This is a genomic window from Pseudanabaena biceps PCC 7429 (genome assembly GCF_000332215.1).
Lineage (GTDB): Bacteria > Cyanobacteriota > Cyanobacteriia > Pseudanabaenales > Pseudanabaenaceae > Pseudanabaena > Pseudanabaena biceps.
This window is the reverse complement of record NZ_ALWB01000140.1, coordinates 1-14,216: the sequence shown is the minus strand read 5'-3', so window position 1 is coordinate 14,216 and position 14,216 is coordinate 1. Positions and strand designations below refer to the sequence as shown.

The window sequence follows — 14,216 nt, the reverse complement described above, 5'->3', positions numbered from 1 at the left end:
GTGACCAAAATCTCCGTTATATCCGTAAACATGGGCGTAAAAAATGGAAAACGTGACTCAGGTTATCATCGTCGTTCTTTGGCAGAAACCACGATGTTTCGTTTCAAAAAAATCTTTGGTGGTACTTTATGTTCTCGTAAATTTGACAATCAGGCGGTTGAGTTGTTCATCAAATGTGCTGCGCTTAATCGCATGATTCAACTTGCTAAACCTGTCTCCTGTTCTGTTGTTAGTTAATTATCTATCCTAATATTCTCTATTCTTTTGTCTTCTTTTTATTCATGCAACAACGCCCGAAGCAAGTAACGGATTATCAGGAGATTGAACCATTAACTCCTCTAACTCCTTACGCACATCCAAAACCTGCCGATCCTTCAACTGTGCAGCCAACAAACCGATCGCTAAAGGTAAACGCTGCACAAGCTCAAACAACGCCAACAAATCTTCACGGAACGGTAAATCCAAACGTGGCGCAGGAGGTAACTTCAACAGACTTTGGAAATAGTTCACCGCATCATCAGGCTGCAAACCCTCCAATCGCAAAGAAACGTGCCTACTTCTACGCCCGATCGCAATCGGATAATTGGGATAATCAGGATGATGTAAATCAGGTGTGCGTGTGGTGAGCAATACCCGACTTTCCCCCGCCTCCGACCATTCCTTCGCTGCATCTAGCAAACTTACCAACTGCTCCGCACCCAACGACTCCAAATTATCCAAAATTACCAACACTGACCGATCCGCCAGCACCCTCGTCACCGCCGCCGCATCGATTAAATTTGTTTCTAATACTGTCGCCAACACACTCACCGCATAGGACACCGCATCGATCCCCTGAAAATTGGCATAGCCCACCAAACACACCCGTGCAAACATCCCCGTCCGCAACAGCCACCGCCCCACCTCCTCAGCCAAATAAGTCTTTCCCATCCCACCAAAACCCGAAATCGTCACCCGCCGCGTATCCCGCACATACGCCCTCTCGATCACCCACAACTCCCGCGCCCTACCCCAAAAGCCAGCCGTCTGCACCTCACCCAGATTTCCTCTAATCTTCTCCCCCTTTTCCAAGAGGGGCTGGGAGGGATCTCCTGCAAACAACGCCCGATCGCTCCCCACCTGATACAACGCAGGTAAAAACCAATCCTGTAAACGCAAAGTAACCCGATCGCGTCCACGTTGGCGATCGCCTCGTTCCCGATATTCATACAAATACCGCCGCGCATTTTCCAACGCCTCCCCAAATCTCTGTCCCTGCGTCAGATGCTCATAAAAAGCCCCAAACATCCGCTCCGTTGTTGACGTTAGCACCGAATATTGCATCGCCAAAACTGTCGGAATCCCTGCATGGGTAAGCCCTGCCGCCACACTTCCCATCGCTTCTTCACCCGCCACTGCCGCCGTCTGACAAGCCGAAAGCAACATTGCACTGATACCAGCCTCACTCAAACTCGCCCCAACTCGCGCCGCCGAAACGCGATCGCCATTACCACCAATATCCTCAAACAACAGATAGCCAATGTTCTTATTGACATCAAACACCCCATGTCCATCAAAATGCACCATATCTACCGATGGCAAACTTTTATCTGCTAAACGTTCTACCAATTTATCGAGCGTAGCAGGACGCAAAAACTCCACATCAATTAATCCCTGTGCGTTTTTAGCGATCGCCTCAAGAGTTGCCAAGGCATCTTTACGCGGATCGAGAAAACCTGCACCTATGGGACGACTAATCACAAACAGCAAGCGCAACCGATTTTTGGGAGGGACGATATTTTGCTTAACTGAATCTTGCTGAAATTCTGACTCATTTGTTAACTGCGAAAAACTACGTCTTATCGAAATTGGATTTTCCCCATGCGATAAATAATTTCCTTTGGAATCGCACAATAATTCCCAAGGCAAAGCCAAAATAAGCGGATGACTTGCCGAAATCGTTAAGATCTTGTCTTGTTTATCACTATCCTGAAAATCCTTAAATATTTCCTTCGCGTCACCAACACTAAAAATTGCTGCAAATAATGCTGCCCCCCACAAAGGCAATTTCGCCTCAGTTCTTTCAGCACTATGATCGTCCACATCCATCATGTAAAGTGATGTATATTTCTCCAAATATTCGCGAATCTCAGTGCGATCGCCATCATTCACAGGCGCTACAAATTCCAGAGCATCCGTCTCGCGATTATTTGATTTGATGACAAAGCGATCGCAACTCGTAAACCGCACATTTAGCTCAATCATCAATAAACCTATACAAGCTCCAAAATTTTATCTTGCTCCCAGACGACCGATTTTTCCATTATTCCAAACTTAGCAAAAGTTTTAGCAGCCCTAAGTGCCATATCCAAATCAACACATAATTTTGCTGGATATATACCTTCTTGTCCTCCAACCACCAATTTTTCATCCATACCTAACTTAAGCGGATCGACAACATAATGAAATACCTCATTGTCAAAGGTTAAATACACCACATATCTCCCCTTACCACCACCAATAGCAAGGTGTGCTTCATCTTCAGTTTCTAAAGTTACTAAAGTCTGCCGATTCCCATCTAGCGACCTAATCGCAACCTCAATTTCCAGCCAATTCTGGGCTGACTTTAATACCAACTGATTGCGATTTTCTTGCCAGTCTTCAGTTGAGAACTTAGAAATAAACATCAAAACCTCACTTTAACCTGATTACATCACAACCGCTAGGGCTAATCACCTCTAACTCTTCCAAGTCTAACTGCTTAGCCATTCCCTTCACACCGCCATTTTGACCACAAGGTCTACACAAATCGCGATCGACTATTAACCTAGCTCGACCGCCTCTAATCCCAGCATCAAATGCTTGTTGCATAACATCAGCCTCAGCATGGGTTTTACTAATCGGATTCACCCTCAAAGTAATAACCCTCCTAGGGTTAGGGTCGCTCCCAGAATTGACTCCAAAAAATTCGCGATCCCCGATCTCCAACTTTGCCACCGTAGAACCATCATTTTCACTACCAGCTACAGGTAAACCTAGTTTTTCCCTAAATTTGGCTAATTCCTGAAGTTTAGCAGCAATATCTGCTGCGGGGTAATCAATATAATCTTTGTCGCTTGTCATTTCTAAAATAAGTTTGGATAATGTGATCCTTAATTGATTGACGAGCACAATCAGCCAAACTTAAGCCTTGACTCTAACACAATATTTCTAAATTTTGGCGAAAAAAATCTTTCTCATAGATTATTCTGGTGAATCAAGTATATTGCGTAACTCAGTGATCGCCTCTGCTGCTGTGTAAGACTTTAATTTTCCTGCACGATACGCCGCTAATGTCTCATGCCCATTTTGAGCAATCTCATCACGCCGCCGCTCAATTTTAATTTTACGAATTTTCCTTTCGATCGCCATATTCATCACAAAAAGCCTTCACGCCAATATGCAACACAATCACCGTCACTGCCACGATCACCGTTGGCAACACATTGCCCGATAAACCTAGTCCGGCCAAAATTCCTTTAAAAGTAGAAATCGTCTCCTTATTATCCAGATCGCCCCACTTCTTCCATTGCTTATACAGCACCCCATCTTCCTCACAGAGATCCGCCTTCGCTGCTTTCCAAAACTTTTGCAAAAAACTCTTCGCTGGTTCCTTAGTGGCTGTGGCGATCGCCTGATTCTGCTTAACTAATTGCGCCTCTCGATCGCCAGATTTTAGAGGTGCGTCACCAGACAGCGATCGCAACTCCAGTAACTGTGCATCAATTTCCGCCGCAAGAATAGAAATCTCTTCATCAGAAAACATCGATAATTTCTCCGCAAATGGAATAGCTGAAACTATCATAACCATTTCTTTCTAAAAAAAGGAGGGAGCGATCCAAAGTATCCCTCCCTCCTTTTTGATTTTTATATAGCAATCAGCTATATCTTTAAGATTAAGCTCGTACTTCCGCAAAAATCTTATTGAGAATATCTTGAGCGCCCTTAGATTTTAAGTCGTCAGCAAGTTCTGCACCGATCGCTTCAGGATTAGTCAGATCGCCTGTTACTTCACCCTTAACCAGAGTCTTCCCATCAAGGCTCGCGACAATGCCTTTAAGAGTTAACTTGTCAGCGTTAATGGAAGTATTCACACCAATGGGAACTTGGCAACCGCCTTCGAGTTCACGCAAGAAAGCACGCTCAGCAAGACAGCGTTGAGTAGTTGGATAATGGATAATCGGCGTAAACAAAGCCAAGATATCAGGATCTTCAGCGCGACATTCAATTCCTAATGCACCCTGTCCGACAGCGTGGAGCGAAATTTCTCCATCGATTACCTCATGCACGCGATCGCCCATTCCCAAACGGCGCAAACCTGCGGCAGCAAGAATCAACGCATCGTACTCACCAGAATCTAGCTTTTGCAAACGAGTATTCAGATTACCGCGTACATCCTTAAACGTGAGGTGAGGATAGTAATGACGTAATTGAGCCAGACGACGCAGCGAAGACGTCCCAACTACCGTTCCCGCTGGCAAAGTGGCAAGGGTTTGGTCTTTCAGTTTTTCATGGACGACTAAAGCATCCGCAGGATCTTCCCGTTCGGTTACTGCACCGAGAATCAACCCTTCAGGTAAATGGGTTGGTAAATCTTTAAGGCTATGTACCGCAAGATCAGACTCCTTGGTTAGCATCGAGACTTCTAATTCCTTGGTAAATAAGCCCTTATCACCAATTTTGGCAAGTGCTACGTCAAGAATTTTATCGCCCTGTGTACTCATGGTGACGACATCAAACTGGCGATCGGGGTGTGCTTTGCTGAGTTCCGCCTGTACCCAATGCGTTTGTACCAGTGCTAGCTGACTTTTGCGAGAACTAATGCGAACTGTTGAGGATGCAACCATAGGACAAAGGGTGAATGATTAAAAAAGTTTTGTAAGGTGGGATTTGTAAGGTGAGATTTTTAAGGTATAAAAAATTTATAAAAATCGACATAAAAGCACCATTTTCTATTCAAACAGGTTTTGCTACGGTTTCGCTGCGATCGCCTCAATATAAAATGTAAAGAATTCTTACAGAGCTAACCTGTCGCAAGGCTTTCAAACTGGATTTGTCGATATAAATCACTGACCGCAATCTCTACCTTTATCGACTGTAAGAAAATGCGATCGTCTAAACCATACTCAGAAAAAAACCATTTCCCCTCTTGATTACGCTGAAACACCTCCACTAAAGGTTGTTCGACTTGCACTAAGACATATTCCTGTAGGCTTTCAGACTTGCGATATTGCTCGAATTTAAACCCGCGATCGTAGGCTTCCGTCGATGGCGAGAGAACTTCGATGATTAAGCATGGAAATAAAACTAACTGAGGTTCCGTATCACGCTCATCGCAAGTAACAACCACATCAGGATAGAAGTACTTCTTACGTGGCTGAATCTGGACTTTGACATCAGATATATAAACTTCACATTGGCGATTAGCTAGAGCATCATCAAGTAATTTAAACCAATTACCTGAAACTCGGTTATGACTGCGTGTACCGCCAGCCATAGCGATAACTTCACCATTAAAGTATTCATGGCGAACTTCTTGCGTTGCTTCCCAAGCAAGATATTCTTCATAGTTCATCAATAGGCGATCGGGTAAAGCAACCATATTAAAAGTAAGACTTTAGTGTGGTGGTTATCCTTATTTTAGCCTGACAGTTATTTTCAAATATTTTCAAAAACTAAAAAGAGAAAGGCGACGCGTCGCCTCTCTCTTTTTGGTTTTATAGCTAAATTTAATTGCGGACAGCTTCGAGTAAGCGCGAGAAATAAAAGGAGGTGGCAGTAAATTCCTTGCGTTTAATCGTGAAGCCTAGCTTCTGAAGGACTCGGCGGACATCGGACTCCTTATGTAGATAGGCGCGAGTTGCTTTACTAGGACCAGGAACCATATCGCCCACTTTTTTCATCAGGACATAGTAGGGGTTTTTAGGTGCAAAGCTGAGTATCAGACGCGATTTGGCAAGAGATGCGAGATGGGCGATCATTTCTTCAGATTCGCGATCGGGATAATGAATCAACACATCAAGACAAATTACCGTGTCATATTCTCCCGATAATGAGGCGAGATCCTTGACTTCAAAGATCGGATTTTCAGGATTGCTGGCGCGGGCTTTACCTTCGCCGACCATTTTTTCGGAAATATCACTTGCATATACCTTTGCCCCCATTGCCGAGAGAGGAATGCTCAAGCTACCCGTGCCACAACCCGCATCGCAAACTGTCTGTCCGACAGCATTTTTGTCATTTTTAAACCAGTCCAAAACATAATCGACGGTTTGTTGATGCCCCGTACGAATATCTCGTTGCACTCGGTTGACATCACCTTCGCCATAAATCCGCCGCCAGCGATCGAAGCCCGTGGAATTAAAATAATCGCGAACTATTTCTTTATCCTTGGGAGCTTTTGAATTTGTATTGGAATTTTTATTGGATGAGTCGATCGCTTGATTAGATCTATTAGACATAATTGTGAAGAAAGCTTACAAAAAAGCCGATTGAATTAGTAGTTTTGTTACAGGTGATGATTTTACCCCAGAAAGTAAAGGCGTTGTGTACTGCCGCTACTTTCTAGGTTTTGTATTAAACTTAAGGCAATCGCCAAAAAAATTTGCTATGCAACTCAATCGCATCATTGCCCTTGTCCTCGTCGCTATTTGTTTTGTCTCAGCTACCTTTGGCATTCAACGCCGCCAAATGGATGAGTCTTTAAACCTAAAGAATGTGCTCGATCGCGATCGCCTCGAACTGGTTTCTTTGGATGGACCAATCACGGGCGGAAGAGCATCGGCTTCGGGAGCCATGGCAGTACGCGATCGCCTGCGGGAATTGATTAAGGATAAATCCGTAAAAGGAGTATTGCTATCCATCAATAGTCCTGGAGGAACCGTTGGTGCGAGTAAAGAACTCTACGAAGCCGTTAAGGATCTAAAAGAGCAAAAGCCCGTTGTGGTGAGTATGCTCGATCAGGCAACTAGTGGGGGCTACTATGCAGCTAGCCCTGCTACTAAAATCTATGCCAATGCAGGGACTTTGACTGGCAGCATTGGGGTGATTCTGAGCGGATTTAATGCCAAGGAACTGCTTGATAAGGTGGGCATTCAGGCACAAACCATTAAAACGGGTCCCTATAAAGATATTTTTTCTCCCTTTCGCGAACTGGGCGATCCTGAGCGGCAAATTCTCCAAGAACTCTTACAAAATACCTATCAAGAATTTATTAGCGATGTCTCTAAAGGTCGCAAACTGGACTTAGAAGTGATTCGGAAACTCGCTGATGGGCGAATTTATACGGGAAGACAGGCCAAGGATAATAAGCTGGTTGATGAGTTGGGAACTCTAGACGAGGCGATCGCTGATTTGCGAGCTTTAGCCAGAACCAAATTTGGGATACCCGATGCGATTGAGTTACCAATTCGGCGATCGCCTGCTTCCTTTGATCGCGTTTTAGATCAATTGCTCAGTCAGTCTAATGTAAGCATTGCTTTGCCATTTTTTGATGCGGGTAATGGCAATATTTCTGGGGCGATCGCGGATCAGTTAACCTCCAAGCTAACGAGTCATCAAATGCAAGCAGGTAGCTACGACCCACCAATTTTATTAATGCCCAGTTGGGTTAACTAAATCGAGCCTCAATCTAAGAAATTCAGCGCTAATTATCGAGAACACTAACTAAGATCATGCAGGCTCAGAGGGAATCTAAATTTATTTCTGAAATTATTTCTGAAGATAAAATCTGCCAAGTTGAGAGCCTTATCAAACAACTCGATCTTGTCAGACATATTGCCGAATCTGGATTCTGGCTATCGACCGATGAACTCGCCATTTTGCTAAATCTCGATGGAAGCTTTATCCGTAGTTTAGATAATGAAATAGCCGCGCCCAATCCAAACTACAAATTTTTTTGGCGCAACTTTGAATGTATTCTTGCCGATCGCCAATTTGAAAAGGGCTTTTGGTTGCTAAGAACGCGGGATAACTCCTTAGTAAATACCTCAATAAATAAGGATCAAGAAAGAGGTCAAGAATTTTCTAAGGGGGCTGCGAACCACACCAATCAAGCCTCAAATTCAGCAATAACTAGCAAGACAATAACAAGCGAGGCAATACCTAGCGAGGCAATTTCCCTAAATCCTCCTCCAGAAACTAAGGTTATCCCAACTCCCTATGCATTGATTGAAAATTTCTTGTCCCAAAGTCAATTGAACGATTTATTGCGCTATAGCATTCGCAAACAAGCGGAATTTGTGCCTACTAGCAACTCAGCCAACGATCCTAACTATCGAAAATCGTTTTTTCTTGCCCATTTCCCAGAATTCTCTGAGTTGATGATCGATAGGGTGAGAAAAATTACGCCGCAGATTATTAAGCATTTAGACATTAACAATTTTGCGATCGGACAAATCGAGTCGCAACTGACAGCCCACAATCATGGCAATTTTTACAAAATCCATAATGATAGTGGTAGTCCTGAGGATGAATCGCGAATTCTTACCTATGTCTACTATTTCAATCGCGAACCGAAAGCATTTACTGGAGGGGAATTAGTAATTTACGATAGTAAGATCGAAAATGGCTATTATGTAGCCGCCAATTCCTTCAAAACCATTAAGCCCACGAATAATACGATCATCTTTTTCCCCAGCCACTGTATGCATGAAGTCTTGCCTGTAAGCTGCCCATCCGAATATTTTGCGGATAGTCGCTTCACGATTAATGGTTGGGTACGCCATGTTTAGCCTACAGAGCGAATTGCGCCGCAACTCGCTCTGTAGGCTATTTGGTATTTAATTTTTGTTTGACTTTGGAGATGACACCGCTAGCGATCGCTCCAGCCATAACAATTCCCAAGACAGGCTGAATTAGTGGTTCCCATAGTTGTCTCCACAGCTCCAGCCCAAGGTTAATTTTCAAGCTTTCCCCGCCGAGGGCAACGAGCAGCCACACAAAAAAGAAAAATACTAAAAACAAATTGAACATTAAAAATTTATTTGTCCAACGACCAAGAGTTTCCATAAATTTTCTGAATTTTCGATCATCTTATACCAATTCACTAAAGTGAACCAACACTTCAGTGAATTACAGCGCTTTGCGCTCAAACCCAAACCAAGAAGATTTTTGAAAGCTTTGCGAAGCAAAGCTTTCAAAAATCTTCTTGTGGTTCGTTTGATCGATAATTGCTGTAAAACCTAGACGAGCGTACCGCCCGCTAAGCGGACGGTACGCTTTCTATTTTTATTTTTTTAATTATGCCAAACCACTTAATATACAAGATTTTATGCAAGAATTAATTCAGGAACTAAAGCTAGGTGAAAATTTAAATTTGAGGAGCTAAGACATGCAGCAAGTCTGGCAAAATTTGAAAAAGCCAATCCGTAATAGCCTTAAATATACTACCGCTTTAGTCAAAGGATATCCATTCCATTATGCAAATCAGCAAGAACCTAATTCTCTCGATCGCTATTCGCATAAATGGACAGAATTTACAACTTCTATTCCCGATCGCGGTACATCAGAAATTCGAGCTAATCGAATTTGGAATTTAAAACTTGCTGCCAAACGCATCCACTGTCTGAATCTTAACCCTCAAAAAATTTTTAGCTTTAGCGATCGCATTGGCAACCCGACCAAGTCTAAGGGATTTCGCGAAGCTCCTGTATTTGTCAATGGTCAAGTCTTAGTGGATGCGGGGGGAGGTTTATGTCTAATCGCCACCAATATTTTTAATACTTTACTTCATGGAGGTTGTGAAATTTTAGAACGGCATTGTCATAGCATTGATGCCTATGGAGAGTCAAGATTTTATACCCTAGGTCAAGATGCCGCCGTCGCCTATGGCTACAAAGATTTAATCATTCGCAATCATAGTTACATTCCATTGCAATTACGCTTTCAGATATTAGAACAGGAAGGTAAAATTCAGTCTAGTCTATGGGGAACTATCCCAAACCCCTACCTCATAAGAGTGGAATCTCAAGTAATCGAGCAAATCAAACATCCCAATCCTCAATATCTATCAGGATGGATTGCCAAAACTTCACGCTATGTCAAAAAAGAAATAGATCAATTATCGCCTTGGAAATGTGATTATGAGGCGATCAGCCTATATCAGCCCTGTGCTAAATCTTGAAACTCATTATCACTAAAAACGTCCCGTCAGATAAAAAAACACAATAAACTTTTTAAAAGTGTTGCTTTGCAACACTTTTAAAAAGTTTGTTGGTATAAGGTTTGCTTAGGAAATAAAATCCCAAAGATAAGTGGTGGCGCGGAGCGCCACCACTTATCTTTGGGGTGCTGAACTATAGTTAAGCCAAATCAAAAATCAGCAATTCAGCATTACCTTGGGCAGTCAACTTCAAATCACCAGAGACATCGCTAGAAATTGCATCACCTTCTTTCAACAAGCGATCGCCTACAAATAGACTGCCCCTTGCCACCTGAATCCATGCATAGCGATTTTGCCTCACTGTATGCGTAATCTCTGCGCCATCTTCGAGAATAGAAGCATATATATCCGCATCTTGATGAATTGTGACCGAGCGATCGCGCCCATCAGCAGAAGCAATCAACCGCAACTGATTGAGCTTTTCTTCTCTAGAGAAAGAGATTTGTTCGTAACTGGGCGTGACGTTTTCTTGATTCGGTAAAATCCATATTTGTAATAAATGAGCCATTTCCGTCGGTGAATGATTGAATTCACTATGGGTAATTCCCGTGCCTGCACTCATTCTCTGTACATCACCAACGCGAATGATCGAGCCATTACCCATGCTGTCCTTATGCTCCAAGGCTCCATCTAGCATATAGGTAATGATTTCCATATCCCGATGGGGATGAGTCCCAAAACCTTTGCCACCAGCAATCCGATCTTGATTAATTACCCGCAACGAACGAAAAGACATATGCTGCGGATCGTAATAACTAGAAAAAGAGAAAGTGTGATAGCTATCAAGCCAGCCATGATTTGCATGACCTCTCTCTTCAGATTTGCGCATAGTCAACATATTTTTTTCCGTTAATGATTGAATGATTATGGAAAGTAAGTAGCTAGGCATAAGTAAACTTAAAACCTAGAAGAGCATACCGTCCGCTGCGCGGGCGGTATGCTTTCTGGTTTTGGTTTTTAATTATGCTGAACTACTTATTAGAGTTTCGCATGTGCGCCATCACAGAATGGAGCGTTACCAGTATGTTTACAGAGACACAGAGCAACGGTCTTTGTTTCCGTTACTTCAAAGGCTAGAGGTGTAAACTCGGTACCTTTGTGTGCACCATTACAGTAAGGCTGATTGGCAGATTCACCACAGGTACACCAATAATAAGTTTTTGGTTCCAGTTCTAATACAACAGGCTTCTTGTCAGCAATCTTCGGTGCGCTCATTATTTTTCCCAAATGCGTTGGTTAATGACAAACCAACTATAATTGGCTTACACTCTTTACGTAAAGTATGTACTTTTTTGTAAGGTACATACCAAAAGGATACTATGGAGCAATATACTGATGCTTTTATTATTAAACCCTTAGCCGAAGATGATGGTAGCAACTCTTACCAAGGTGGTAAAACGAGCTGTGCTGTGGAAGCGACACTGGAAGCGATCGGTGGCAAGTGGAAGGTCTTGATCTTGCACGAATTATTTAATGGCACCAAGCGCTTTGGCGAGGTACATCGAAATTTGCGTGGGATTACTCAAAAAATGCTTACTCAACAATTACGCGAAATGGAGAGAGATGGATTAGTGCATCGCGAGGTGTATATGCAAGTCCCACCTAAGGTGGAATATTCTCTTACGGCTTTAGGTAAAACATTACAACCCGTATTGGAAGCTATGCATCTTTGGGGCAAGAGATATTTGGAACAATACAAAAGCCAAACTTTGTGAGCCTTTTGTATTATTCCAAATCCCAAATATGAGTGGCGGCGCGGAGCGCCGCCACTCATATTTGGGATTTGAAATAAGCAAGCCTTATCAAATATGCTCTAAGTAAATTTAAAACCTAGAAGAGCGTAGCGATCGCTACGCTCTTCTAGGCTTTTTTTAATTAACGTGAGTTCGGGATAATTTGAAACGGGCTTTGAGAAAGGGTTTGCCAGCTTAACCCGAACTCCCGTTAATTAAAAACTAGAGCCACAATCTGTGGTGTAGGCTTAGCCTGCACCACAGATTGTGGGCTTAGCTAATTACTTACCGCCTTTCTTGAGAGCGAGAATTGCTTCAACGGATGCGGTGTCTTGATTGGGATAGGTAGCGGTAATCGCCAAACCACGGATGGATTCAATTAAGGCTTTAGCTTCTGGAGGAGTTTTGGCTTTCTCCGCAGCAGGCATGAAGGCTTGGACAATATTCCAAGTTTTATCGGCATCGATATAGAAATAGCCAACATTACTGGTAGGAAGAGTACTAATCACTGACTTAAAGGTGGCATCACCATCGATCGCAGCAGTAGGCTTGGGCACGAATAGCGATACGATCGGAGAAGCGGTGAGAAACACTACATCCTGTTGGCTCCAGCCGTGAGATACGATCGCCCCAGGAGCACCTGGTGCTGACCATTCCGTCACCTCAACTCCGCCAACATCTTTCTTACTGACCTTACCGCCGTTTTTAGCAACAAAATCATCCAACTTCGTCAGGAGGGATTCACCCGCAGCACGTTTTGTGGTCTGGATCAGCAGCAAGGGTGCGAGTCCTTGGGTTTGGGCTAAGATTCCCTCTGGCTTGCCCTCAATAGGAGCGATCGCATATTCACCATCCATCCATCCAAAGATATCCTTATCAAGATCTAGAGCCAATGGCGAAGACTTCAATTGAGTACGCGCGTCATCAATGCTTTTCTTGAGTTCGGGTGCTTTTTCGGCTGACTTGACAAATTGTTCCCAAGAACTATTGATATTAAAACCATTGATCACCATGAATGCTTGAGAAGGAATCTGAGCAATGACCTTGTTTGGTGAATTTTTGAGAGCGGCAATTGCATCAGGATCAAATTTACCGAGAGCTTTAAAGCGAATACCTGCATCATCGATACCGAAACCCATATTCAGGGATTTCACCTTTTTCAACTGCTCTAATGATTCGGGAGGAATGGTCTGTGGTTCGGGGCTTAGTGCTGACAATTGCACGATGGATTCGCCAAAGTTGGGAACAAAAACTTGAAAGACGGGGTTTTGAATTTTTAAATCGTCAGCACCTACGGAGCCAGCTAGGGAAGCTTCGCCTTTGAAAGTATCGATCGCCTTTTGCGTAGTTTGCTCTTGAGGTGTGACGATCAAGTAATCACCAACCATTGCCGTAACACTGGCATTCGTGCCTTCACCATATTGGGTGACTTTTACACCTTTATAATCGGATTGTTTTTCCTTGCCACCCGCTTTAGTTTTAACCTTATCGGTCAAAAACTTCTCAGCGCCTACCTTGTCTTTAACCTCAACTACCACCAAAATATTGGGAACGGCTTTTGTATCAGCGGTAACTTTGTCTTGCACGAATTGTACCGAACCTGTATCGCTCATTGGAACGTAGCGAACTGGGGCAACAGCTTGGGTACGAGGTAGGAGGCTGGCGGTTTTAGTGGAGGGTAAAATGGCGATGGTGACATTTTTACCAATCCAAGGCTTGACATCTTTTTCATAGTCGAAATCACCAGTGGAAAGGTTGGTCTTTACCTTGGCGATCGCATCATCGTAAAGTTTTTTGGTCTCTGGCGAGAGGAACTGCTCTATTTTTGATAGGGATTCCCCATCCGTTGACAGAGACATTGCCATCAATGACTGTTTGGGGACGACTGTTAGGGCTCCCGAACCACTAGCAGTAGGTGTAATGGTCGGTTTGTTGAAGAAAAAGTAAGCACCTACGCCACCAGCGACAACTACAGCCGCGCCACCAATAAGTGGTAGTAAATTTGGCTTTGTTTCTGTCATAAATTTAAGACCTCAATTTTATTTTAATTTTATTGATTTCAAGATGTCAGTATAGTACTTAAGTCAAAATCACCATAGATTGGATTTACACATTGGTTGTGAGATCGATCGCATTGAATATCCAACAAGACTGCTGCAAAGTCTACAAACAAAGCTATGGCATCAGTCAAGCCAAAATAGGAAGAGGATAGCGATCGCTAAGTATAATCTTCATATTTCTTAGAATTTATCTACAGCGCTTTGCGCTCAAACCCAAACCAAGGAAATTTTTGAAAGCGTTGC

The 14,216-nt window shown here is 43.3% G+C and carries 16 protein-coding genes and 1 pseudogene; 5 read left to right on the top strand and 12 right to left on the bottom strand.

Features of this window, described 5'->3' with window-relative positions:
- Window positions 1–237: pseudogene (locus PSE7429_RS15185) on the top strand (IS5/IS1182 family transposase); the annotation flags it as partial.
- Window positions 238–279: 42 nt separating this feature from the next.
- Here PSE7429_RS15185 and PSE7429_RS15180 read toward each other — a convergent pair.
- The 8 genes from PSE7429_RS15180 to bchM form a co-directional block, all read right to left on the bottom strand.
- Window positions 280–2,244, bottom strand: a complete 1,965-nt coding sequence (locus PSE7429_RS15180; protein ID WP_009628132.1) for a CHAT domain-containing protein — start codon at window positions 2,242–2,244, stop codon at window positions 280–282.
- An 8-nt stretch (window positions 2,245–2,252) separates the two neighbouring features.
- Window positions 2,253–2,666: an Imm1 family immunity protein gene (locus PSE7429_RS15175; protein ID WP_009628131.1), complete on the bottom strand. Its 414-nt coding sequence runs from the start codon at window positions 2,664–2,666 to the stop codon at window positions 2,253–2,255.
- A gap of 7 nt (window positions 2,667–2,673) precedes the next feature.
- The gene (locus PSE7429_RS15170) at window positions 2,674–3,102 is read right to left on the bottom strand and encodes a deaminase (protein ID WP_009628130.1); all 429 of its coding nucleotides are present in this window, start codon (window positions 3,100–3,102) and stop codon (window positions 2,674–2,676) included.
- A 120-nt stretch (window positions 3,103–3,222) separates the two neighbouring features.
- Window positions 3,223–3,390, bottom strand: coding sequence for a hypothetical protein (locus PSE7429_RS26380; RefSeq protein ID WP_158467644.1), 168 nt, complete (start codon window positions 3,388–3,390; stop codon window positions 3,223–3,225).
- Entirely contained in the window at window positions 3,365–3,823 is a 459-nt protein-coding gene (locus tag PSE7429_RS15165) for a hypothetical protein (protein WP_100228958.1), read from the bottom strand. The genes PSE7429_RS26380 and PSE7429_RS15165 overlap by 26 nt, the downstream gene beginning before the upstream one ends.
- Window positions 3,824–3,914: 91 nt before the next feature.
- Window positions 3,915–4,865 carry a hydroxymethylbilane synthase gene (gene hemC / locus PSE7429_RS15160; protein ID WP_009628127.1) on the bottom strand — a complete coding sequence of 317 codons (951 nt, stop codon included), beginning with the start codon at window positions 4,863–4,865 and terminating at the stop codon, window positions 3,915–3,917.
- Between the two features lie 176 nt (window positions 4,866–5,041).
- On the bottom strand, window positions 5,042–5,620 hold the full coding sequence (locus PSE7429_RS15155) for a Uma2 family endonuclease (protein WP_009628126.1): 579 nt from the start codon (window positions 5,618–5,620) through the stop codon (window positions 5,042–5,044).
- Window positions 5,621–5,747: 127 nt separating this feature from the next.
- On the bottom strand, window positions 5,748–6,479 hold the full coding sequence (bchM, locus tag PSE7429_RS15150; RefSeq protein WP_009628125.1) for a magnesium protoporphyrin IX methyltransferase: 732 nt from the start codon (window positions 6,477–6,479) through the stop codon (window positions 5,748–5,750).
- Between the two features lie 148 nt (window positions 6,480–6,627).
- Between bchM and sppA the strand changes: the two genes are divergently transcribed.
- Together sppA and PSE7429_RS15140 are read left to right on the top strand one after the other, a co-directional pair.
- A complete protein-coding gene (sppA, locus tag PSE7429_RS15145; RefSeq protein ID WP_009628124.1) occupies window positions 6,628–7,635 on the top strand; it encodes a signal peptide peptidase SppA in 1,008 nt (335 codons plus the stop codon).
- Window positions 7,636–7,691: 56 nt separating this feature from the next.
- Window positions 7,692–8,750 carry a 2OG-Fe(II) oxygenase gene (locus PSE7429_RS15140; protein WP_009628123.1) on the top strand — a complete coding sequence of 353 codons (1,059 nt, stop codon included), beginning with the start codon at window positions 7,692–7,694 and terminating at the stop codon, window positions 8,748–8,750.
- 37 nt (window positions 8,751–8,787) lie between these two features.
- On the opposite strand, the gene PSE7429_RS15135 is transcribed toward PSE7429_RS15140, so the two are convergent.
- Window positions 8,788–9,027, bottom strand: coding sequence for a hypothetical protein (locus PSE7429_RS15135; protein ID WP_009628122.1), 240 nt, complete (start codon window positions 9,025–9,027; stop codon window positions 8,788–8,790).
- Window positions 9,028–9,349: 322 nt separating this feature from the next.
- On the opposite strand from PSE7429_RS15135, the gene PSE7429_RS15130 reads away from it, so the two are divergent.
- Window positions 9,350–10,141, top strand: a complete 792-nt coding sequence (locus tag PSE7429_RS15130; protein ID WP_009628121.1) for a VanW family protein — start codon at window positions 9,350–9,352, stop codon at window positions 10,139–10,141.
- Window positions 10,142–10,319: 178 nt separating this feature from the next.
- On the opposite strand, the gene PSE7429_RS15125 is transcribed toward PSE7429_RS15130, so the two are convergent.
- Together PSE7429_RS15125 and PSE7429_RS15120 are read right to left on the bottom strand one after the other, a co-directional pair.
- A complete protein-coding gene (locus PSE7429_RS15125) occupies window positions 10,320–11,018 on the bottom strand; it encodes a pirin family protein (protein WP_009628120.1) in 699 nt (232 codons plus the stop codon).
- Window positions 11,019–11,158: 140 nt separating this feature from the next.
- Window positions 11,159–11,395 (bottom strand): CDGSH iron-sulfur domain-containing protein, encoded by a 237-nt coding sequence (locus PSE7429_RS15120; protein WP_009628119.1) that lies wholly within the window; start codon window positions 11,393–11,395, stop codon window positions 11,159–11,161.
- Window positions 11,396–11,499: 104 nt separating this feature from the next.
- Between PSE7429_RS15120 and PSE7429_RS15115 the strand changes: the two genes are divergently transcribed.
- On the top strand, window positions 11,500–11,895 hold the full coding sequence (locus PSE7429_RS15115) for a winged helix-turn-helix transcriptional regulator (protein WP_009628118.1): 396 nt from the start codon (window positions 11,500–11,502) through the stop codon (window positions 11,893–11,895).
- A 299-nt stretch (window positions 11,896–12,194) separates the two neighbouring features.
- Here PSE7429_RS15115 and PSE7429_RS15110 read toward each other — a convergent pair whose 3' ends face one another.
- Window positions 12,195–13,934, bottom strand: a complete 1,740-nt coding sequence (locus tag PSE7429_RS15110) for a DUF3352 domain-containing protein (RefSeq protein ID WP_009628117.1) — start codon at window positions 13,932–13,934, stop codon at window positions 12,195–12,197.
- Window positions 13,935–14,216: the final 282 nt, after the last annotated feature.